The 22,083-nt window shown below is 35.4% G+C and carries 29 protein-coding genes; 7 read left to right on the top strand and 22 right to left on the bottom strand.

Translation table 11 applies throughout. The features are described from left to right. Positions 1 to 56: 56 nt before the first annotated feature. Positions 57 to 887, top strand: a complete 831-nt coding sequence (locus AC0NJG_RS06770; RefSeq protein WP_000635351.1) for a protein-glutamine gamma-glutamyltransferase — start codon at positions 57 to 59, stop codon at positions 885 to 887. 34 nt (positions 888 to 921) lie between these two features. Here AC0NJG_RS06770 and AC0NJG_RS06765 read toward each other — a convergent pair whose 3' ends face one another. From AC0NJG_RS06765 to AC0NJG_RS06750, 4 genes are all read right to left on the bottom strand, one after another. Beyond that, positions 922 to 1,050: a GapA-binding peptide SR1P gene (locus AC0NJG_RS06765; protein WP_087954448.1), complete on the bottom strand. Its 129-nt coding sequence runs from the start codon at positions 1,048 to 1,050 to the stop codon at positions 922 to 924. Between the two features lie 45 nt (positions 1,051 to 1,095). Then, positions 1,096 to 1,224, bottom strand: coding sequence for a GapA-binding peptide SR1P (locus AC0NJG_RS06760; RefSeq protein ID WP_474062938.1), 129 nt, complete (start codon positions 1,222 to 1,224; stop codon positions 1,096 to 1,098). 59 nt (positions 1,225 to 1,283) lie between these two features. Further along, the gene (locus tag AC0NJG_RS06755) at positions 1,284 to 1,412 is read right to left on the bottom strand and encodes a GapA-binding peptide SR1P (RefSeq protein WP_000536778.1); all 129 of its coding nucleotides are present in this window, start codon (positions 1,410 to 1,412) and stop codon (positions 1,284 to 1,286) included. A 196-nt stretch (positions 1,413 to 1,608) separates the two neighbouring features. Then, positions 1,609 to 1,905 (bottom strand): DUF3055 domain-containing protein, encoded by a 297-nt coding sequence (locus AC0NJG_RS06750; protein WP_011040622.1) that lies wholly within the window; start codon positions 1,903 to 1,905, stop codon positions 1,609 to 1,611. A 127-nt stretch (positions 1,906 to 2,032) separates the two neighbouring features. Between AC0NJG_RS06750 and AC0NJG_RS06745 the strand changes: the two genes are divergently transcribed. Then, positions 2,033 to 2,425: a DUF1885 family protein gene (locus AC0NJG_RS06745; protein ID WP_087954446.1), complete on the top strand. Its 393-nt coding sequence runs from the start codon at positions 2,033 to 2,035 to the stop codon at positions 2,423 to 2,425. On the opposite strand, the gene AC0NJG_RS06740 is transcribed toward AC0NJG_RS06745, so the two are convergent. The 5 genes from AC0NJG_RS06740 to pdhA form a co-directional block, all read right to left on the bottom strand. Further along, positions 2,422 to 2,655, bottom strand: coding sequence for a hypothetical protein (locus AC0NJG_RS06740; RefSeq protein WP_087954445.1), 234 nt, complete (start codon positions 2,653 to 2,655; stop codon positions 2,422 to 2,424). The genes AC0NJG_RS06745 and AC0NJG_RS06740 overlap by 4 nt on opposite strands. A 236-nt stretch (positions 2,656 to 2,891) precedes the next feature. Next, a complete protein-coding gene (gene lpdA, locus AC0NJG_RS06735) occupies positions 2,892 to 4,304 on the bottom strand; it encodes a dihydrolipoyl dehydrogenase (protein ID WP_000260111.1) in 1,413 nt (470 codons plus the stop codon). Positions 4,305 to 4,309: 5 nt separating this feature from the next. Next, complete coding sequence (gene pdhC, locus AC0NJG_RS06730; protein ID WP_000863427.1) at positions 4,310 to 5,599, bottom strand: pyruvate dehydrogenase complex dihydrolipoyllysine-residue acetyltransferase; 1,290 nt, start codon at positions 5,597 to 5,599, stop codon at positions 4,310 to 4,312. A gap of 92 nt (positions 5,600 to 5,691) precedes the next feature. Further along, positions 5,692 to 6,669 (bottom strand): pyruvate dehydrogenase complex E1 component subunit beta, encoded by a 978-nt coding sequence (gene pdhB, locus AC0NJG_RS06725; RefSeq protein ID WP_000068166.1) that lies wholly within the window; start codon positions 6,667 to 6,669, stop codon positions 5,692 to 5,694. Between the two features lie 3 nt (positions 6,670 to 6,672). Then, the gene (pdhA, locus tag AC0NJG_RS06720; RefSeq protein WP_000536893.1) at positions 6,673 to 7,788 is read right to left on the bottom strand and encodes a pyruvate dehydrogenase E1 component subunit alpha; all 1,116 of its coding nucleotides are present in this window, start codon (positions 7,786 to 7,788) and stop codon (positions 6,673 to 6,675) included. Between the two features lie 513 nt (positions 7,789 to 8,301). Here pdhA and AC0NJG_RS06715 point away from each other — a divergent pair. Together AC0NJG_RS06715 and def are read left to right on the top strand one after the other, a co-directional pair. Beyond that, on the top strand, positions 8,302 to 8,448 hold the full coding sequence (locus tag AC0NJG_RS06715; RefSeq protein ID WP_000274562.1) for a YjcZ family sporulation protein: 147 nt from the start codon (positions 8,302 to 8,304) through the stop codon (positions 8,446 to 8,448). A 167-nt stretch (positions 8,449 to 8,615) separates the two neighbouring features. Continuing rightward, entirely contained in the window at positions 8,616 to 9,170 is a 555-nt protein-coding gene (gene def / locus AC0NJG_RS06710; protein ID WP_046197916.1) for a peptide deformylase, read from the top strand. A gap of 61 nt (positions 9,171 to 9,231) precedes the next feature. Here def and AC0NJG_RS06705 read toward each other — a convergent pair whose 3' ends face one another. Then, a complete protein-coding gene (locus AC0NJG_RS06705) occupies positions 9,232 to 10,005 on the bottom strand; it encodes a Cof-type HAD-IIB family hydrolase (RefSeq protein ID WP_474062937.1) in 774 nt (257 codons plus the stop codon). A gap of 547 nt (positions 10,006 to 10,552) precedes the next feature. On the opposite strand from AC0NJG_RS06705, the gene AC0NJG_RS06700 reads away from it, so the two are divergent. Together AC0NJG_RS06700 and rnjA are read left to right on the top strand one after the other, a co-directional pair. Next, positions 10,553 to 10,765: a DNA-dependent RNA polymerase subunit epsilon gene (locus AC0NJG_RS06700; protein WP_000576444.1), complete on the top strand. Its 213-nt coding sequence runs from the start codon at positions 10,553 to 10,555 to the stop codon at positions 10,763 to 10,765. A gap of 4 nt (positions 10,766 to 10,769) precedes the next feature. After that, on the top strand, positions 10,770 to 12,437 hold the full coding sequence (rnjA, locus tag AC0NJG_RS06695) for a ribonuclease J1 (RefSeq protein WP_000670368.1): 1,668 nt from the start codon (positions 10,770 to 10,772) through the stop codon (positions 12,435 to 12,437). Between the two features lie 38 nt (positions 12,438 to 12,475). Here the strand turns inward: rnjA and AC0NJG_RS06690 are convergent, their stop codons facing one another. From AC0NJG_RS06690 to AC0NJG_RS06645, 10 genes are all read right to left on the bottom strand, one after another. After that, on the bottom strand, positions 12,476 to 13,141 hold the full coding sequence (locus AC0NJG_RS06690) for a potassium channel family protein (RefSeq protein WP_000504032.1): 666 nt from the start codon (positions 13,139 to 13,141) through the stop codon (positions 12,476 to 12,478). Between the two features lie 84 nt (positions 13,142 to 13,225). Continuing rightward, the gene (locus tag AC0NJG_RS06685; protein ID WP_087954444.1) at positions 13,226 to 14,092 is read right to left on the bottom strand and encodes a cytochrome C oxidase assembly protein; all 867 of its coding nucleotides are present in this window, start codon (positions 14,090 to 14,092) and stop codon (positions 13,226 to 13,228) included. Positions 14,093 to 14,346: 254 nt separating this feature from the next. After that, positions 14,347 to 15,477, bottom strand: coding sequence for an N-acetyldiaminopimelate deacetylase (locus AC0NJG_RS06680; RefSeq protein ID WP_087954443.1), 1,131 nt, complete (start codon positions 15,475 to 15,477; stop codon positions 14,347 to 14,349). A 61-nt stretch (positions 15,478 to 15,538) separates the two neighbouring features. After that, positions 15,539 to 16,261 (bottom strand): 2,3,4,5-tetrahydropyridine-2,6-dicarboxylate N-acetyltransferase, encoded by a 723-nt coding sequence (dapD, locus tag AC0NJG_RS06675; protein WP_000783248.1) that lies wholly within the window; start codon positions 16,259 to 16,261, stop codon positions 15,539 to 15,541. Positions 16,262 to 16,332: 71 nt separating this feature from the next. Next, positions 16,333 to 17,217: a LysR family transcriptional regulator gene (locus tag AC0NJG_RS06670; RefSeq protein ID WP_087954442.1), complete on the bottom strand. Its 885-nt coding sequence runs from the start codon at positions 17,215 to 17,217 to the stop codon at positions 16,333 to 16,335. A gap of 142 nt (positions 17,218 to 17,359) precedes the next feature. Continuing rightward, positions 17,360 to 17,803, bottom strand: a complete 444-nt coding sequence (gene cbpB, locus AC0NJG_RS06665) for a cyclic-di-AMP-binding protein CbpB (protein ID WP_000623566.1) — start codon at positions 17,801 to 17,803, stop codon at positions 17,360 to 17,362. Between the two features lie 170 nt (positions 17,804 to 17,973). Continuing rightward, positions 17,974 to 18,165 carry an antirepressor AbbA gene (abbA, locus tag AC0NJG_RS06660; protein WP_000817794.1) on the bottom strand — a complete coding sequence of 64 codons (192 nt, stop codon included), beginning with the start codon at positions 18,163 to 18,165 and terminating at the stop codon, positions 17,974 to 17,976. A gap of 107 nt (positions 18,166 to 18,272) precedes the next feature. After that, complete coding sequence (locus tag AC0NJG_RS06655) at positions 18,273 to 18,791, bottom strand: ribonuclease H-like YkuK family protein (protein WP_000896650.1); 519 nt, start codon at positions 18,789 to 18,791, stop codon at positions 18,273 to 18,275. A gap of 74 nt (positions 18,792 to 18,865) precedes the next feature. After that, a complete protein-coding gene (locus AC0NJG_RS06650; RefSeq protein ID WP_000440538.1) occupies positions 18,866 to 19,015 on the bottom strand; it encodes a hypothetical protein in 150 nt (49 codons plus the stop codon). Positions 19,016 to 19,215: 200 nt separating this feature from the next. Further along, positions 19,216 to 19,452, bottom strand: a complete 237-nt coding sequence (locus tag AC0NJG_RS06645; RefSeq protein ID WP_000055151.1) for a YkuJ family protein — start codon at positions 19,450 to 19,452, stop codon at positions 19,216 to 19,218. A 233-nt stretch (positions 19,453 to 19,685) separates the two neighbouring features. On the opposite strand from AC0NJG_RS06645, the gene AC0NJG_RS06640 reads away from it, so the two are divergent. After that, a complete protein-coding gene (locus AC0NJG_RS06640) occupies positions 19,686 to 19,922 on the top strand; it encodes a glutaredoxin family protein (protein WP_000717880.1) in 237 nt (78 codons plus the stop codon). Between the two features lie 109 nt (positions 19,923 to 20,031). On the opposite strand, the gene AC0NJG_RS06635 is transcribed toward AC0NJG_RS06640, so the two are convergent. Next, the gene (locus AC0NJG_RS06635; RefSeq protein WP_001233820.1) at positions 20,032 to 20,520 is read right to left on the bottom strand and encodes a DUF3993 domain-containing protein; all 489 of its coding nucleotides are present in this window, start codon (positions 20,518 to 20,520) and stop codon (positions 20,032 to 20,034) included. 182 nt (positions 20,521 to 20,702) lie between these two features. Next, positions 20,703 to 21,920, bottom strand: coding sequence for an EAL domain-containing protein (locus AC0NJG_RS06630; protein ID WP_474062936.1), 1,218 nt, complete (start codon positions 21,918 to 21,920; stop codon positions 20,703 to 20,705). Positions 21,921 to 22,083 lie beyond the last annotated feature (163 nt).

The raw sequence follows: 22,083 nt of genomic DNA, 5'->3' as shown, positions 1-22,083 counted from the left end.
TTTGGCCTTTTCTCATACGATATTATGTAATGTAACGTATAGGTGGGGATACTATTATGATTGTAATAGGCCGTTCTATTGTACATCCTTATATCACAAATGAATATGAGCCATTTGCAAATGAGAAACAACAAATTTTATCTATAATGGCAGGAAATCAAGAAATCTATTCCTTCCGAACATCTGGTGAACTCAGCTTTGATCTAAATTTGCGTGTTAATATTATTACTTCTGCATTAGAACTTTTTCAAAGTGGTTTTCAGTTTCGCACATTTCAACAATCTTTTTGTAACCCTCAGTATTGGAAAAGAACATCTCTTGGAGGATTCGAGCTCCTTCCAAACATACCCCCTTCCATTGCCATACAAGATATTTTCAAAAACGGAAAACTATATGGAACTGAATGTGCCACCGCTATGATCATTATTTTTTACAAAGCTTTACTAGCATTATATGAGGAAGAAACCTTCAACCGTCTCTTTGCAAACCTTTTACTTTATACGTGGGACTACGATCAAGATTTAAAGCTCATAACAAAGACGGGTGGCGATCTTGTCCCAGGTGATCTCGTTTACTTTAAAAATCCACAAGTGAACCCAGCTACAATCGAGTGGCAAGGAGAAAATACAATCTATCTAGGAAATTTCTTTTTTTATGGGCATGGCGTAGGTGTAAAAACAAAAGAAGAAATTATATACGCGTTAAATGAGCGACGAGTCCCTTACGCTTTTATTTCCGCTTTCTTAACCGATACTATTACCCGTATTGATAGCCGTCTTATGAGCTACCACGCTTCTCCTAGCACACCACAGACATCCATAGGATTTATTCCGATTAGAGATGATGCCATTGTTGCAACAGTTGGCAACACAACTACAGTTTATTAAAAAAAGCACCTACATATGTAGGCGCTTTTTTTATTTAAGCTTTTGTATGTTCTTTATGGTTACAGTCGCAATGAGATCCACATTTCCCGTATAGTACTGTTGATTTTTCATCTTCAAAATGTCCGATTGTTCCTTCACATACTTGGCATACGATTGTTCCCATTTTTCATTTCCCCCTGAGTTTTAATAGTAATCTATTTATTTATCATTAAGCTTTCGCATTATCTCTACTAGCACAGTCACAATATGTTCCGCATTTTCCGTAAAGCACTGTCGTTTTTTCATCTTCAAAATGTCCGATTGTTCCTTCACATACTTGGCATACGATTGTTCCCATTTTTCATTTCCCCCTAAGTTTATGGTCCTAAAAACTTTCAGCTGTCCATTTCCTATCAATTATTGGGCTTTTGTATGCTCTGTGTGATCACATCCGCAAGATCCACATTTCCCGTAAAGTACCGTTACTTTCTCATCCTCGAAGTGTGCAATTGTACCTTCACAATCTTGACATACGATTGTTCCCATTTTTCATTTCCCCCTAAGTTTATAATCCCAAAAACTTTTTTGTAACCGCTTAACTTTCTGTCTTTATTTTAATATGTTATACTTTTTACGTCAATAGGTTTTTAGTATAACACATTAAATATTTTAATTTTAAATTAGTATGCGATATTCAAACAAAAAAACAGCCATATTTATACGTACGACTGTTTTACATTATTTATTCTTCGTATTCCGCATGCAAAGATGTAGATGGAACTAGAAATGAGAAGAACTGAGCTAACTCAGCTGCTTCCTCTTCTGAACCTAATTTGAACACTTCCTGCAAATGTTGAACATTCTCTACATCATCTCGTCCAAGTAAAGTAGACCTTCCTGTTTGCATACAAACAATAAGTGGCTTTCCAAAAAACATATTTGTATAAATAACACCAAAATCATAACGAGTATCATGTGTCATAAACCCCAAAAATCGTACCTTCACACTTTCATGCTCATCATACAATTTTTCAAACATCGGTTTCCACCTTTCTATATCACCTTTCATTAGTATATTAAACAAAAAAAGGAATACTCCTTTTAATTGTCAAAAAATTCAGTAGGATGTAGAATGGTAGTATTCTACTAAGTTAGGGGGAACTTATATGCAACATGCCTTTATTACGCTTGTACCTAAATCCAATCAACAATCTGTTTCAATAGATGATATAAAACAACTTTTTCATTATTATAAAACAGTTACTTCCAAAACTGGTGTTCAAATTAATTACGCTTATACAAATACCGCTTTTCCGTATGAAATTTTAGATACATCAGCAACAACATTCAAACTACAATCTACTCACGATCGATATGACTCCATTTATGTTGGTGTCGGTATAGAAAAGGAACAAACTTATATTCAAGTTTCTTTACCACCTAATGCAACATTTGGTGATAAAGGAAAAGCAAATGAATTTTGCCGTTTTCTAGCGAAGAAATTAGAAGGAGAGTTACAATTATTTAATGGAAGAACAATGTATTTCTATACACGTTAATTTAAAAAAATAGAAAATATAATTAAGAAAAGTATGCAATTTGAACACGTAAGAAATAATGCCTGCTTTCTAATTTGCAATACAAAATATGCGATCACATATGCTAAATAAAGAAATACAAAAAATAGAATGACTTTATAATGCAACTTATCACCATTTGACAATGATAATACAACGGAAAAACCACTCCATAATAAAAAATGATAAAATATAACATGTAATATTCTCATGGAACCTTCTCCTTTGACATGCTCTATTTTATTAATATATGGTATTAAGTTTGAATCAATTACATATTACACGAAAGCATATATATGGCTTTTGGATTATATGTTTTAACGATTCAATTAAATTATTATATATTCATTCGACAAGTACGTATAAAGACCTTGCAAGCCATTTTTATTATAAAGTAAAAAATAGCCCATCTCTTTAAATAAGAGATGGGCTATTTTCATTACTTAAATTATTTTACAATGTGAATTGGCATTCCAAGAGCAACTTCAGCTGCTTCCATTGTGATTTCACCTAATGTTGGGTGAGCGTGGATTGTTTGAGCGATATCTTCTGCTGTCATTCCAGCTTCGATAGCTAAACCAATCTCAGAAATAATATCAGAAGCGCCTGCACCTGCAACTTGAGCACCTACAAGAAGACCATCTTCTTTACGTGTTACAAGTTGTAAGAAACCGTCAGTGCTGTTTAATGATAATGCACGACCGTTAGCAGCGAATGGGAACTTAGATACAGTTACAGTCATTCCAGCTTCTTCAGCTTGTTTCTTAGTGTAACCAACAGATGCTAATTCTGGATCAGTGAAGCATACTGCAGGAATTCCGATGTAATCGATAGCTGACGCATGGCCACTAATTGCTTCTACAGCTACTTTACCTTCGTAAGAAGCCTTGTGAGCTAATGGTGGTCCAGGAACGATATCACCGATTGCATAGATATTTGGTACGTTTGTACGACATTGCTCATCGATTTCGATGATGCCGCGGTCAGTCATTTTAACTCCAACTTGCTCAAGACCGATTTCTTGAGTGTTTGGACGACGACCTACAGTTACTAATACGTAATCTGCTTCTACAGTTTGGATTTCACCTTTAACTTCGAAGCTAACTTTTACGCCAGTTTCTGTTTCTTCAACGCCTTTAGCCATAGCTTTTGTATGGATTGTTACGTTACCTTTTTTCTGTAGAGCACGTTTAACAACAGAGCTCATAGCTTTTTCGAAACCAGCTAAGATTTCGTCGCCAGCTTCTACTACAGTAACTTCTGTACCGAAGTTAGCATATGCAGTACCTAATTCCATACCGATGTAACCGCCGCCGATTACAACAAGTTTTTTAGGAATTTCAGGTAAGCTTAAAGCGCCTGTAGAGTTGATAACACGTTTAGAGTATTTGAATCCTGGAATTTCGATTGGTGTAGAACCAGTTGCAAGAACAGCATTTTTAAACGTATAAGTTTGAGCTGCATCTTCAGTCATTACGCGTAATGTGTTAGCGTCTACGAAGTAAGCTTCACCGCGAATGATTTCAACTTTGTTACCTTTAAGAAGGCCTTCAACACCGCCAGTTAATTTCTTAACTACGCCGTTTTTCCATTCTTGAACTTTTGTAAAGTCAACTTTTACGTTCTCTGCAGTGATACCCATGTCATCAGAATGCATTGCATTCTCATAACGATGACCTGCATTGATTAACGCTTTTGAAGGAATACATCCAACGTTTAAGCATACGCCACCAAGGTTAGCTTTTTCAATGATTGCTACCTTTTGACCTAATTGTGCTGCACGAATTGCCGCAACGTATCCACCAGGACCTGCACCAACAACGACTGTATCTAATTCAATTGGGAAATCTCCTACTACCATTGTTATTACGCCTCCATTACTAATAATTGTGGGTCATTCAATAGACGTTTAATTTGGTTTAATGCTTTTTGAGCAGTTGCGCCGTCAATTAAACGATGGTCAAAGCTTAGAGATAATGCTAATACTGGAGCTGCAACGATCTCACCATTTTTCACAACTGGTTTCTCAGCGATACGGCCGATACCAAGGATTGCTACTTCTGGGTGGTTGATAACTGGAGTGAACCATTGTCCACCTGCAGAACCAATGTTTGTAATTGTGCAAGAAGCGCCTTTCATTTCAGCAGGAGCTAAACGACCTTCACGTGCTTTACCAGCAAGATCATTGATCTCGTTAGAAATTGTGAAGATAGACTTGCGATCTGTATCTTTAACAACTGGTACTAATAGACCTTTGTCTGTATCAGCTGCGATACCGATGTTGAAGTAATGTTTATGAACTACTTCTTGAGAAGCATCATCTAAAGAAGTGTTTAACATTGGATATTCACGTAATGCAGATGTTAAAGCTTTAACAACGTATGGAAGGTAAGTTAATTTAATACCTTTGTCAGCTGCAACAGCTTTGAACTTCTTACGGTGAGCAACAAGTTCAGTTACATCTACTTCATCCATTAATGTTACGTGAGGAGCTGTATGTTTAGAGTTAACCATTGCTTTCGCAATTGCTTTACGGATACCACTCATTTTCTCACGAGTTTCTGGATATTCACCAGCTGGAATTGGTTGTGCTTTTGGTGCTTCTTCTTTCGCTGCTGCTGGAGTAGCTTCTACTGCTGCTGGAGCCTCAGTTGCTGCTACTGCTTGTCCACCATTTGCAAATGCATCGATGTCAGCTTTTACGATACGACCGTTCTTACCAGAACCAGCTACTTTATGAATGTCTACGCCGTTTTCACGAGCATATTTACGAACAGATGGCATAGCGATTACGCGCTCATTTACTACTTCTGCAGTTGCTGCTGGAGTAGCTTCAGCTTTAGGAGCTTCTTCTTTTGCTTCTTCAGCTTTAGGAGCTTCGTCATGATCGTCGCCTTTAAATTTAAGGTTTTCGTATCCAGGAGCATCAAATTTAATTAATGTATCTCCAACTACTGCAACCGTACCTTCTTCTACAAGTACTTCAAGTACTTTACCTTTAACAGGAGAAGGAATTTCTACTACTGCTTTATCATTTTGTACTTCAAGAAGTACGTCGTCTTCGTTTACTTCGTCGCCTGGTTTAATAAACCATTTTACGATTTCACCTTCGTGGATACCTTCACCGATATCTGGTAGTTTAAATTCAAATGCCACGGAATTCAGCCCCCTGATTCATTTCTTTATTATGGAATATGGCAAAAGAAATCAGCATGTGCTGATTTCTTTTGCACATGAATAAGTAAAAATTAGAAGTTCATTACTTTGTTAACAGCTTCAACAATATCTTTGTGGTTTGGTAACCATACGCTCTCAGCTTGAGAGAATGGGAATACTGTATCAGCAGCTGCAACACGTACAACTGGAGCTTCTAAGTTTAAGATTGCACGGTCGTTAATTTCCGCTACAACGTTAGCTGCAATACCAGCTTGTTTTTGAGCTTCTTGAACTACAACTACGCGGCCTGTTTTTTCAACAGAAGCGATGATTGTTTCGATATCTAATGGTTGAACTGTACGTAAGTCAACAACCTCTAAAGAGATACCTTCTTTTTCAAGTTCTTCAGCAGCTTTTAATGCAGCGTGAACCATAGCACCGTAAGCGATAACAGATACATCTGTACCTTCACGTTTGATATCAGCTTTGCCTAAATCAATTGTGTATTCGCCTTCTGGTACATCTTGACGGAATGAACGGTACAATTTCATATGCTCTAAGTAGATAACTGGATCGTTGTCACGAATCGCAGAGATTAAAAGACCTTTTGCATCGTATGGAGTAGATGGAATAACAACTTTTAGACCAGGTTGTTGAGCCACTAAACCTTCTAAGCTATCAGCATGTAGTTCAGGAGTATGAACACCACCACCGAATGGAGAACGAACTGTTACTGGAGCAGTCCAACGTCCACCAGAACGGTAACGCATACGAGCTAATTGACCAGAAATTGAATCCATTACTTCATAAACGAAACCGAAGAATTGGATTTCTGGAACTGGACGGAATCCTTCAAGTGCAAGTCCAACTGCAAGTCCACCAATACCAGACTCTGCAAGTGGAGTATCCATTACACGGTCTTCACCGAATTCAGCTTGTAAACCTTCAGTAGCACGGAATACACCGCCGTTTACACCAACGTCTTCACCAAACACAAGTACGTTAGGGTCATTTTTCATTTCAACGCGTAAAGCATCAGTGATTGCTTGAATCATTGTCATTTGAGCCATGGCTTACTTCGACTCCTTTTCTTTGTAAATTTCATATTGTTCAGCTAAGTTGTAAGGCATTTTTTCGTACATGATTTCCATTAAATCAGTAACTTTTTGTTTTGGAGCTTGGTCAGCCTTAGCAATTGCTTGTTTGATATCTTCTTTTGCTTCTTCGATTACTTTCTCTTCAACTTCTTGAGACCATAGGCCTTTGTTTTCTAAGAATGCACGGAAGCGTACGATTGGATCTTTTTGTTCCCATTCGTTCTCGATATCTTTTGTACGGTAACGAGTTGGGTCATCACCAGCCATTGTATGTGGACCGTAACGGAATGTTAAAGTCTCGATTAAAGTAGGACCTTCGCCATTTACTGCACGCTCACGAGCGAAAGCAGTTGCTGCGTATACAGCTAATGGATCCATACCGTCTACTTGGATTCCGTAAATACCTGCTGCTACTGCTTTTTGTGCTACAGTTTTAGCTGCAGATTGCTTTTCTACTGGAGTAGAGATTGCATAACGGTTGTTTTGTACAACGAAGATTGCTGGAGCTTTGAATGCACCCGCAAAGTTCATACCTTCGTAGAAGTCACCTTGTGAAGCACCACCGTCACCAGTGTAAGTAATTGCAACAGATTTTTTACCACGTAATTTCATACCTAACGCAACACCAGCAGTTTGGATGATTTGCGCACCGATGATGATTTGTGGAGCAAGTGCATTTACGTTCTCAGGCATTTGGTTACCCATGAAATGTCCACGAGAGAATAAGAATGCTTGGTATAATGGTAAACCGTGCCATACTAATTGTGGCACATCACGATATCCTGGTAAGATGAAATCTTCTGCTTCAAGTGCGAAATGACTTGCTAATTGAGAAGCCTCTTGTCCAGCTGTTGGTGCGTAGAAACCTAAACGTCCTTGACGGTTTAAAGAAATAGAACGTTGATCTAGTACGCGAGTATACACCATACGGCGCATTAATTCTTTTAATTGATCATCAGATAATTCAGGCATAGCTGCTTCATTCACAACTTCGCCTTTTTCATTTAAAATTTGTAATGTTTCAAATTGAGCTGCGATAGCTTTCATTTGCTCATCAACATTAAATAGGGTCTTTTTTGTTTTAGTACCCATTCCGTTCACCTCTTCCTCTCTTGAACCATATTCTGAAACGCTTTCACTATCTATTCGCTAGATGGAAACCGCAACAATGTAAACCAACAAATTTATTTGTCGGTTGAGAATAATTTTGTGTACCTAACAATCTGTACTAATGTTTTTTCAGAAACATATTAATACAATCTTGATCACGTTTTTTAGTTTACAACTATTCTAATTACGATGTCAATTACTTTGAATACGTTTTTTTATAAATAATCTGCAGGTTTCTCCTACACAAACGTGTTTTTATTTTTCACATCTGTATTAGTAAGCATTAACCTACTGTTATATTATTCCCTTTTTAACTTGTTTTTTCTCTTAGAATAATATGTAAACGATTTAATTCCCTTTAGTTTTTCTCTCTTCTTAGCAAAAATATACAAACTCTTCTTCCTTTTATAGGTAATTACCCATACATTTCTACTCTTCCCTCCATACATTATAGTAACCGCAGTATTAGCGGGAAATGATAAAGGAGGTCATCTCATGTACGGATATTCATATTGCTATCCAACTTGTTCATATCCTTCCTACGGTTATGGCGGTTCTTGTGGTGGGTCTGGACGCGGCTTCGCCTTAATCGTTGTGTTGTTTATTCTTTTAATTATCGTTGGTGCTGCTTGCATTCGCTAATGTAAAATGAAACAACTATGGAAAGAAAGAGACGGCTCTGCCGTCTCTTTCTTTTTATTCCTACATAACCGATCTATAGTAAAATGCTTTCCAAATCGCTTCTCCTTACTTGCCGATGACTTTTTCCATCTCCTTTGGTAGACTAAAGGGGAAAGGAGAGATTACATATGCTTACAATGAAAGATGTAATTCGCGAAGGAGATCCTATTTTGCGAAACGTTGCAGAAGAGGTAGTATTACCAGCAAGCGAAGAAGATACAAATACCCTTAAAGAAATGATTGAATTTGTAATAAATAGCCAAGATCCTGAAATGGCTGAAAAATATAGTTTACGCCCTGGAATCGGATTAGCGGCTCCGCAAATCGGTATTTCAAAGAAAATGATTGCGGTTCATGTAACAGATACGGACGGTACGTTATATAGTCATGCATTATTCAATCCAAAAATCATTAGCCATTCTGTTGAACGTACATATTTACAAAGTGGTGAAGGCTGTCTATCAGTAGACCGTGAAGTACCTGGTTATGTCCCTCGTTATACAAGAATTACAGTGAAAGCAACTTCTATCAACGGCGAAGAAGTAAAATTACGTTTAAAAGGGTTACCAGCAATTGTATTTCAACATGAAATTGACCATTTAAATGGTGTTATGTTCTATGACCACATTAATAAAGAAAATCCATTTGCCGCTCCTGACGATTCAAAACCTCTGGAGCGATAGTAAAAAAAGGCGGAATATACTCTTCCGCCTTTTTACTATATGAAATAGATTCCATATTCACTTATAGCAACCCAGCCCATTTTAAACCGTGATATATACCGTCTTCACTAACATCCTTTGTCACATGATTCGCAAGTTTTTTCAAGTCTTCATGACCATTCCCCATCACAATACCTGTCCCAACCGCCTCAATCATTTCTAAATCATTTAAGCCATCCCCAAATGCATACACTTGTTCACGGTTAAATCCTAATTTTTCAATGAATTTCTCAATCCCTTTTGCCTTAGAACCACCATTTGGAATAATATCCATTGAATACGCATGCCAGCGAATAAAATGAAAGTCTGGATACTGATTTATAAACTTTTCTTCTTCATTTACTTCACAGAAAAGAAGTGTTTGATAAATATTACGCTTCTCATAAAAATCAGGTTCATATGCCGGATGCTCAAAATGTAAACTGCCAAACCCTTCTTTCACATAATCATGATATTCCACTGATGCTCTCATTTCTTGATGATCAAGATATACAAGCGGATATCCTTCTTGTTTTGCAAACTGAGTAAACTTATGTAGAGCAGCTGGATTTAATGGGTTATTAAATACTACCTCATCTTCAAATACAACGTACTGTCCATTAAAGCTAACATAATTGTGGATATTCAGTTCCTTACGAATATCTTCAAACATAAATGGTGCACGTCCTGTCGCAATTGCTACATGCACGCCTTTTTCTTGTAACTGTCTTACTGCATCTCGTGTAGATTGCGGAATCTTCTTATCATGATCTAATAATGTTCCATCAATATCAAAAAAGACAATTTTATCATTCATTTGTCAAAATCCTTTCTGTTACTCTATATTCCTATTTTGATTATCGCTTTTCAAATGCTAAAAAAAAGTATAACATATTAAACATCTGTGAAGAAAGCGTTCACTTTCTGACCTTATTTATGAAACCTGCATATATATATTAGTAAAAAATGTGGATACTTGTTCGTATGAATTTTCTTTTCTATTCTTTCTCATACTATATCTATAACTAACGGCTACTAATCGTTACTATAGAATAGCTTTCTCTGTATGAGAAAAGACAAGATTCAACATTCACTTTTGTCCTCTTTCTTATATCAGAGACGGCGTTTTCACTAGTAATATGCATGTTTAAAATAAGGAAAGGAAGGAGTAATCATGCTGAAGAAGCTGAAGAAAAAGCTGAAGCGTTATTTAAAAGATCTAGTCCGTAAAAAGACGATCGCTTAAATTGTGCCCATTTCGGGCTTTTTCTTCATTCTCATTCGAAAAAACATGAAAATCGTGACTGTTTGCTTTATAATAAGTAACAGATAATGCAAAACATAGACAAGGAGAGGTTTTCCAAATGATTTTTAAAGTATTTTATCAAGAAAAAATGACTGAGGTTCCAGTACGTGAAAATACAAAAGTTTTATATTTAGAGGCTACGTCTGAGAAGGATGTTCGTACAAAATTAAATAAGTTCGCATATAATATCGAATTCGTTCAGTCTGTGACTGGCAATCATCTTGAATATGAAAAAGAAAACGCTGATTTAACATTAGCGGAAATCGTATAGTCATATGAAATTTCTAAAGAATGATCAAGCAGCCGTTTTTGCTTTAGGTGGACTTGGTGAAATCGGTAAAAATACATATGCTGTTCAATTTCAAGATGAAATTATTATAATTGACGCTGGAATTAAGTTTCCAGAAGACGAACTCCTCGGAATCGATTATGTAATACCAGATTACACTTATTTTGTGCGAAACGAAGATAAAATTAAAGGATTATTCATTACACATGGTCACGAAGATCATATCGGTGGAATTCCTTACTTATTACGTCAAGTGAACATTCCGATTTATGGCGGAAAATTAGCAATTGCACTAATCAAAAACAAATTAGAAGAGCACGGATTACTTCGTAAAGCAAAGCTTTATGAAATTCAAGAAGATGATGTTATTAAATTTAAAAAGACATCTGTTTCCTTCTTCCGTACAACTCACAGTATCCCAGATTCATACGGAGTTGTTGTGAAAACACCTCAAGGACAAGTGGTTCATACTGGAGATTTCAAATTTGACTTCACACCGGTTGGTGAACCAGCGGACTTAACAAAAATGGCTGAAATCGGAAAAGACGGTGTACTTTGTCTCTTATCTGACAGTACAAACAGTGAAGTTCCAAACTTTACAATGTCTGAGCGCCGTGTTGGTGATAGTATTCAAGATATTTTCCGCAAAGTAGAAGGTCGTATTATCTTTGCAACCTTTGCATCAAATATCCATCGCTTGCAACAAGTCGTTGAAGCGGCTGTTGAAAACAATCGTAAAGTGGCTGTATTTGGCCGAAGTATGGAGGCAGCAATTGAAATTGGACAAAACCTCGGTTATATTCGCTGTCCGAAAGATACATTTATAGATGCATCTCAATTAAATCGTCTACCGGCTAATAAAGTTGTTATTTTATGTACAGGTAGTCAAGGAGAGCCAATGGCAGCACTTTCACGTATTGCTAATGGTACCCATCGTCAAATTCAAATCATTCCTGGCGACACAGTTGTTTTCTCTTCTTCACCAATCCCTGGTAATACAATTAGTGTAAGCCGTACAATTAATATGTTGTACCGTGCTGGTGCTGATGTAATCCACGGAAAACTGTCAAACATTCATACGAGTGGACACGGTGGACAAGAAGAACAAAAACTAATGCTTCGTCTAATTAAACCGAAGTATTTCATGCCAATTCATGGTGAATATCGTATGCAACGTATGCATATGAAATTAGCAAATGATTGTGGTATTCCAGAAGAAAACTGTTTCATTATGGATAATGGTGATGTTCTTGCCTTACGTTCAGATGAAGCAAGTGTAGCTGGTAAAATACCATCTGGATCTGTCTATATTGACGGAAATGGTATTGGAGATATCGGTAATATCGTATTACGCGATCGTCGTATCCTTTCTGAAGAAGGACTTGTTATTGTCGTTGTAAGCATTGATATGAAAGAATTTAAAGTTGCAGCAGGGCCTGATATTATCTCACGTGGTTTTGTTTATATGCGTGAAAGTAGTGATTTAATTAATGATGCTCAAACATTAATTACAACTCATTTAGAAAAAGTAATGGAACGTAAAACAACACAATGGTCTGAAATTAAAAATGAAATTACAGATACATTAGCACCATTCCTATATGAGAAAACGAAACGTCGTCCAATGATTTTACCAATCATTATGGAGATATAAGAAAAAGGACAATACCTTTATGGTATTGTCCTTTTCTCTTATCTTAAAAAGTGCTTGAAACGATCTACTTCATCGTCATGACCAATTACAATTAATATATCTCCCGCTTGAATGTTTTCCGTAGCTCGAGGGGATACAATAACTTCTTTACCACGTTTAATCGCTACAATATTCAATCCAAACTTCGCACGAATATCTAATTCGATTAAAGAATGACCATCAATTTTTTTATTTGCAATAATCTCTACAATACTATGCTCGTCTGAAAGCTCAAGATAGTCTAATACATTACTTGATGCAATATTATTAGCAATCCTTTTTCCCATATCGCGCTCTGGGTGCACAATGTGATCTGCTCCTATTTTACTTAATACTTTTTCATGATAATCATTTTGAGCTTTTACAGTAATATTTTTTACACCTAACTCTTTCAGAATTAACGTTGTTAAAATACTTGAATTTAAATTGTCTCCAATCGCAACGACTACATGATCAAAATTACGAATACCAAGACTTTTTAATACCATCTCATCTGTTGAATCTGCAATTACAGCATGTGAAGCTATATTTGCAAACTCATTAATTTTATCCTCATCTGAGTCAATTGCCATTACTTCCATACCTAATTGAGCAAGTTCCCGACAAATACTTCCACCAAAACGCCCAAGCCCAATGACAGCAAATTCTTTCTCTTTTTCACCCACAGAAATTCCTCCAATAACATCGAATACTATGTATTTTTATTGTAACATACTTTAGATTTGCTACAAAAACCTGTATATCATTCTTTATTTTTGTTTTTGCATATAAAAATACTGTTGTAAATAAAATGCGATACCGAAAATTAACATACCAAATACAAATATGTTTCCGAATGAACTAAATGTTTCAAAAACGAATAATAACGTTTCTTGTCCGAAAAAAGCAAATAATAGTTGTGTAAATGCGAATAGCAATGCCAATATGTAATGATGTTGATGGAATAAGTAATGCGTTGTACCTAAAAAAGCGATAAACGAAAGAATGAAAATCCACCAATTTTCTAAAAACAGTTGCCAATTCGTAAATTGATACCCATTTACTAATATCGCAATAATTGCTATAACCGCCATCGTTGGCACACTCCATAACAATGCACGCCCTCTAAAGAAATGAGTGCCTTTTATATCTCCCTTTTCATTTGCAATGTATGTTAGCACAACAGTACTTATATACAAAACAGAGAGAATTGTTAAAACAATTATGAGCCAAAAATGCAACTGATAATATTCATGTTCTATATTCGTCACGATAGCAGCTAACATACACGGTATTAGCATTCCCGTCCAACCATCTACTTTTCTCTCATTCCAAAATACCGTATTACCAATACGAATTCCTAATAGCATAAAAATAATGATACCTAGTACAAATAATGTAGTCTTATTTCCTACTAAGCTCGTTGAAAAAGCAATTAATCCAATAAATAAAAAAAGAACAAACCCATTCATAATTTCTAGTACAGGTGATAAATACCTTTTCACCCAGTTGTATGTCTCTTCATATTCATTATTATTCGCTAAACGGTAGGCATAAAAACTTATCCCAAAATAAACCGCTGCAATAATAACATATGTATATAAAACAAAACATAAAATCGCACTGCTAATCTGCACGTAATTCCCCACCCTTTTTTCTACGTTTCACCTTGATTTTACACACTCTCCACACGAATTGTAAACATATATAAGCTAGTTAACTAATCATCTTCTCAATAAGCGATAATGAATAATGAGCAGCGGCTCAAAACCACTGCTCATTATTTTATCCATTTGTATGCCGATGTGTATCCAAAACAAATATAAAAGATGTTTTCACCTTGGAACTAACGAATACCCACTTTAAATTGTTACCAAGTTGGCGAGCAAATTTACTTTCTAGTTCCCTTCCACTTTACATATTGATCTAAAAATACGATAGCTTTCTCAATAGCCTCTTCATCTGGCTTTAATTTTGCATGATGTAAACCATATTCTGAATTTACCCCAAGCCAAAACATAAATCCAGGAATCTCTTGAAGCATATAACCAAAATCTTCACCTGTCATTGCCTCGGTACATGTAATTACTTTCATATCAGTTTGTTCACTTACAAATTGCATAAACTCTCTCGTTAATGCTTCATGGTTATATACTTGATGATACATCGCTCCGTAGTCAATAACCGCTTTACATTGGAAGGAAGCTTCTATACCTGCAACAATTGCCTCAATCCTACTTTTAACACGACTCATTGATTCCACTGATAACGTTCGAATCGTTCCTTCTAACCGAGACTTTTCTGCTATGATATTTTGAACTGTACCGCCTGTTATTTTTCCGATTGTAATTACTGCACTATCAAGCGGGTTTACATTACGACTAATAACGGACTGAAGCTGTGTAACAAGGTGACTAGCTGCGACAATCATATCATTTGCAGTATGAGGATAAGCTGCATGTCCACCTTTCCCCTTTAAATCAACATATAACTCTGATGTATTTGCAAATAATAGCCCCTCTTTTGTAGCAATTGTTCCTACAGGGTATTCAGGTGCAATATGAAGGCCGAGAATAATATTCGGCTTCCATTCTTTTAACTCTTCACTCTCTAACATAGGAAGGGCCCCTCCAGGCCCTTCTTCAGCTGGTTGGAATAGAAATACAAGGTCATCATCTATTCTTTCTGTTACAGCTGCTGTTAGGAGGCCTAAACCGATTGTCGTATGTAAGTCATGTCCACATGCATGCATCATTCCTTCATGAACAGAAGCGAACTCATATCCAGTTTCCTCTGTAATTGGTAAACCGTCTATATCTGCGCGATAACCTATAACTTTTTCTGGATTTCTTCCCTTTACTTTAACAATGACACCTGTTCTCCATACTTTCACTTCCACATGTTCATTCGAAAGCGTTCCTATGTAATCTAAAATATACTGTTGTGTTTTCCACTCTTTAAATCCAATTTCCGGTATTTTGTGTAAGTCTCTACGAATTTGAACAAATTTGCTTACTACCATTTTTGCACCTCTATCTATAAAAAGCGTAAGAGCCTGTTTATGCTCTTACGCTTTTTTGTTTTTATTTCTCTGGGTTTAATTGACGAAGCTCTTGTTTAATTTCAGTTTTTGCTTTTGTCTTCTCATCAATCTCTTTAATTACACGTGCTGGAGTACCTGCTACAACTGTATATGGAGGTACATCTTCTGTCACAACAGCTCCTGCTGCTACAACTGCACCTTTACCTACTGTAACTCCCTCTAACACAACTACGTTAGCACCAATAACAACATCGTCTTCAACGATAACTGGTTTTGCTGAAGGTGGCTCAATAACACCTGCAAGTACTGCGCCTGCACCTACGTGACAGTTCTTACCAACAGTTGCACGTCCACCAAGTACCGCGTTCATGTCGATCATAGACCCTTCACCAATTACAGCACCGATATTAATTGTTGCATTCATCATAATAACAGCGTTGTCGCCGATTTCAACGTGGTCACGAATAATCGCACCTGGCTCAATACGAGCTTTAATACCTTTTAAATCAAGCATTGGAATTGCAGAATTACGACGGTCATTTTCAACAACGTAATCAACAATGTACTTGCTATTTTCATCTAGAATTGTCTTAATTTCAGACCATTCTCCAAATAATACACCAGACTTTTTATTTACAAATGCTTGTACCGTTTCAGGGAATGTTACTTCTTTTAAATCCCCTTTTATGTATACCTTTACAGGAGTTTTCTTTTCACTTTTTTGAATAAACGAAATAATTTCGTTAGCGTCCATCATTTTCATTCTTGTTGCCTCCTAAATCCATTTATAATGTTACTCTACCAAACGATAGAGCGAGTAGCAAGATAATAATCCTATTTTTCCATTTGAATTTCTTCTATAATTTCTAAAAATGCTTGTACTTGCTTCAATTGTCTAGCTGATTCACTCGTCAATAACCATGTTTCTCTCGTTAATTGGACAGGTGTTTTATACATATTTTCCTGTACTTCTTTTAAAACAGTAGAAGGTAAAAGAGCATAACCTATACCATTTAAAACGAGTTGTTTGCAAGTCTCAATTTGATCAACGACAATTGTTCTCTTAGGTGGATTAGAAAATAAACCATACCACCAATTTTGTATTTGTCCATAATAAGTCGAATCACTTTTAAATTGAATAAATGGTCTATTTGTTTCTTTTAACATCGAAATATCTTTTATTTCTTTATCCACTAAATAAAGTTCATCTTCAAATAATTGTTGCTTCTGGCCTTTATATTCTTGTGTTCCTCTCAATATAGCAACATGAACGTCTCCTTCATAAAATTGCTTTTGCACTTCACTACTCCAGCCAGTAAACAGCGATATTTTCACAGAAGGATATTTATGTACAAACCTCTTCAAAACAGGAGGAAGCCAATATTGACCAATAACTGATGCGACAGCTATTTTTAACGTCCCATGAGTTTCTGTTCTAAAAACAGCTAGCTCACTTTTAATATCCTCTTCCCTTTGTAGCATTTCTTTTGCGTAATTTGCGACTTTTTCCCCTTCAGGTGTAATTGTCAATCCTTTTTGCGAGCGAATAAAAAACTTCATTCCCCATTGTTTCTCCATAGATTGTAATCGTTGACTAAGCGCAGGTTGTGAAACAAATAAACGTTCCGCCGCTTTTCTCATATTTGATTCCTGTGCTAACACAACCATCATTTGAAAATCATCAATTTGCAACTTTCTCCCTCTTTCCTTAGCTTCCATACACCTTATCTCAATAAGCTTTTCATCCTTAATTTAACTACATACGCTTATATTTTTTATCTTTTTAAATATAATACATACACAACTGATATGCACGAAAAAAAAGTGACTTCTTCGGTTCTATGAAGTCACTTTTCTCACATTATCGATTATGTTGCCTTACTTTTTTATTCAACAATTTTAAAATCGCTCGACGCGTTAAAATCCCCTCAAAATACCCATCTTCATTGACAGCGCAAATAAATGGGTGATCAATAGTCATTTCTAATGCTTTTGCAAATGAATCTTCTAACTTAAGAACCGGAATATCTTTCTTCATTACTTGCTCTACTTTCATTTCGTCAAGTCTTTCAAACTCAATGCGTTCTAGCCCTAACATACCGTCTAAAATCATAGCAGTACTAATTAACCCATGCAATTTGTACATCGGGTCCAAAACAGGTATCGCCGAATATCCAGATTTCACAAGTACGAGTAAAGCATGCTCTAAACCATTCCCTATTTGGACGTGTGCTACTTTTTCTGATGAAATCATTAAATCTTTTACAAAAATTTGTTGAAACTCGTCTTTTGGAATACTAATCATATTACATCCCCCATTTTCCCTTTTTCCTGCTTATAATTACCGGCTCTATTCACATTTTATGACAGCGTTTTCACATTATTATTTTGTCCTTACATTCTTTCAGTAAAAAACAAAATTACACAGCTATTTTAGCATATAACACAAAAAAAAGACTACCATTCCGGTAGCGCTTAATACCCTTTATTTTTTAATCTGTAAAATAACCTTGTGATTTTTTTATATTGCATCACGTCAGTCTTTTTTAAACCATTCTCAATATCTGTAAGTTCCACAGCTAAAATTTCACTCGCATAATTTTGCTGAAATAAAATATCTAGTAACAAACTTTCCTCTTCTTCCGTTAAAACAAATTCCCTTTTCATATACCCCTCTCCTTATACTCGCATCGTTACCATTATTATATAAAATTTTCAGCCTATTTAATAGATGTAATATTCAGTTTTTAGTGGAGGGAATATATAAATTGTTTTTATTTCGTATATCGATTTGCATAACTAAACGCCGCATAAGCATCTGGCTTAATTTTTGCAGTTAATCCCATCGCTTGAATTTTCGCTGTCATATCTAGAATAAATTCTTTTGTTAAACCATCATTTCCGATATCTAAGTGAATCTCCATTATAAAACCAGCCCCATCTTGAGCATATGGATGCAATAAATCCCATATGGTTTGTATATGATTTGGAGTAAATAGGCATGCAATTTCTTGACTAAACTGCGTCTCTAAATATATTTTCTCGCGTAAAGTTGCTGGCTTATCTTTTACTGATTGATGGTGTAAACATCCCCAGGCTCCTTTTCCAACGCGATGAATATGAATTGCCGTAATAAACCTCGTATCCTTTTGATGTGCTTGTGAGTCTGTCCCAATGGATAAACGATATAAATTTCGCGGATCCTTTTCAATGAAATTACAAATACGGGTAAAGACCATATCAAAATTTAAATGTCTCTCTGAAACATTATAAAATTTATGTTCACCGGCCACATAGTCACGTCCTTTCAATTAGACAGACTTTTCGTATTCTCATTGTATGGGACAAAAACAAAAATTATAACTCCCTACCCTTTATTCGTTTCAATATTCCGAATTACATATTGGCAAACTTGGCACGTATAAATTACGTTTTGATTCGATTGAGCCGTTAGTACATGAATAATCTCAGCAGAATTGTGACAATTAGGACAAATCACAACTGGTAAACGTTCCATATAACACACCTCCTCACTATTTTCATCCTGCTATTTACAATTGGTGATGGATAATAAACAGTATAGGCCGAAGAAACCCTACTAATTACACTTTCACTTTATTACCATTGTAGGAAAAATGAAAAATCCTTATACATATATACTAAAAGTAATAGAACTAAAAAAGGTGTTGCCCTATGGCAACACCTTTTTTATATGTATCAAGAAATGATATCGTAAATCTCAATTGCAACCATGTCGATATTATCGAATTGATACACTTGAGGTTTTTCACCTTGTTGATACACTTCTAACTCATACATTTCACTTTTATCGAAAAATTTCACGCTACATTTGCGCTCACCGTTCACTTCAAAATAGCGTTGTGCTACTTCACCGCTTTCAGCTTGTTCTTGTAGACTAACAAGTCGAGTTAAAATTCCTTGGAGTAGAGACATGAAATCTCTCCTTTCTCTGATCTTCCTACCAATAGGTTTTACAGCTATACTCATTCTATCCGTCATAGCAGAAAAAATGTTCCACACTCTAGGATAAAGGTTATTGGCCAGAAACTCAACTAAAAATTTGTCGAAATACGAAGGAAAAAACAGAAAGAACATCTTTTCCCTTCTTTATTGCGATTTTTATACTGGAAGAATATAATAAAAAACAGTAAAAAGGAGGAATTGCAATGAAAAAAATTGAGGTTTACACACAACCTGATTGTCCGCCATGTGTTATTGTGAAAGAATTTTTAAAGCATAATAACGTTGTATACGAAGAATTTGACGTAAAAAAAGACGCCGCTGCTCGCAATCGTCTTTTATATGACTATGATTCTTATTCAACTCCGACGGTTGTAATTGATGGAGAAGTTGTTGCTGGTTTTCAAATTGAAAAATTACAACAACTTCTTAATATAGAATAGGAATAGGTAAAAACCTATTCCTATTTTTATCCCGCTATATTTTGGAAGTATGCATCTGAGTGTGGCAAGTTCATATTAAACGGAATATGCCCCTGATTAAAGTTTCACTTTATAATTGTTGTAACCTTTTTATTTCAGTTAAAAGTTCTTGGCTTTCATGATATCCAGCCAATTTCCATTTCCCTTGATCTCTTTGCAATGTTACAATTTGATATTGTCCACTTTTCGCCCGCTCATAAACATATAAAATTTTATGCTCTTCATCATATGACATTTTCGTTTCTGAATTAAAAGAAAATGGCGCTTCTTTTGCTGGAAGTAAATATTCACCACTTTGTTTATCACTTCTACTATTTTCATCTGTAAATACTTGAAGGAAATTCTCTGTAAAATATGGTGATAACGTTTCTATCATCTTATTCATCGGCAAGCGCTTCCCACGAATTGAAAATTGGCTTTCATAGCCTTTTTGTATCGTTACAAACACTTCTTTCCGATCGACTTTCACTTCCTCTTTTCCTAAAACAGTTGTAACACTATAACCAACTAGAAAGGCAACGCATACAAATAGAACTAACCATATTCCATATTTCCTCATTTTTTCACCTTCCTTTTAAGAAAACTTGTCTTTGTAGTATTCATTGTAACAATGATTATGCAAAGAAAGGGCTGGTTTCGTTCGTAAAATCTTTACAACGATAGACAGCATTTTCAGCACCATTTTCACTATTACCAATTTATGATAAAAACAAACAAAAAATGCACGAATCTCTTCGTGCATTAAAATAAAACATCTTCTTCATATAAATATTCATAGGATAAATCTATAAATAAAAAGTTTTCATCATCAATCGGGAAAGAGAATGTTCGTACCATCTCACCGGTTTCAATATCAGCATATAAATCTGAAAGTCTTGCCTTATTCTCAAAACGCATTTTCATAATATTCTCTAGAAAATACGGGCGCCAACTCCAGTTTTTCATGTAATACTCAGGCATCACAATCCATTCCCCATCTTTTTTCATAACGTTTCCTGATTGTTGGAAACCATCTTCGTTACAAATAAATATACGAAAACTACATTGTGATACACTTTGGCTAAATTGTAATAACCAATCATTTATATCTTCATTCTTTTTCTGTTTCGCTAAAACATCGCCAATTCGATCACGTAACATTTCTGTTAAATTATAAATCTTTTGTAGTTTTTTCTTCTCATGTTGAATAAATTGATGACACTCATTACCAAGTCGTTCTTTCAAAACGTTCGTTTCAATAAAATCAGGTAAGCATTCTTTCAAATAGTTCCCTTGATAGTACCTACCACCGTTTTTCCATGCATATTGTAATTGATAAAAAGCATCTATTTCTTCATATAACAATGTCGCACCAATTCTTCTAGCAAGTAATGATAAAGAATATAAAATATCTTGATAAGATTGTAAAAGTGCAGTTTGCCTTAAATTTGTTAAATCTACTTTTAAAATATCAGGTGCTAACACGCTAATACGTTCTAAATTACTTGTACCTGTTCCGACTTTATTAATCGAAATTTGAATACCATATGTACGATAATACATAAGCAAATGATTAAATTGCTCTATATCTTCTTTACATTCATGTTCTGTAATCTCTAAAACAATGTTTTTCAAATTTAAACCTTGTTTTTCATACATCAATAAAAGTTGAAGCAAACTTTCATCATCATCGTTCATTAATACGTTAGCATTCCGATGTATAAATAATAATAGTTTTTGATCACTTTCTAAATAACGATTTAAAGCTTTTTCTACTATAATGTTATCCGCTTCTAGTTGAAACTCACTTGGAATAGAGTCATCATGAAAGAAAGAAGCTAAACTTTGGATGCCCTCTTCTGTTTGAATACGCCCTACTACTTCATATCCAATTACAGTATGTTCATCAGCACTAAAAATTGCTTGATAATAAGGAAGGACTTTATCCAAGTTATTCATTACATCTAATGCATCTATCAACGTGCTTCCCTCCCTTTACTTTTCAAAAATTATAACATGATATTTACGGAAAAATAATAAAAAATCCCTTCAGTTTTCCTGAAGGGATTAGAGGGGTAAAATGCTAAGGGGAATTAGCAATTCTACTATGAAGAAAAAAGAGGTCTTAAATATAACGTATATA

The organism is Bacillus sp. SSR7, assembly GCF_055902415.1.
Note: the sequence above shows the minus strand (reverse complement) of the source record. Positions and strands in the feature narration are given on the sequence as shown.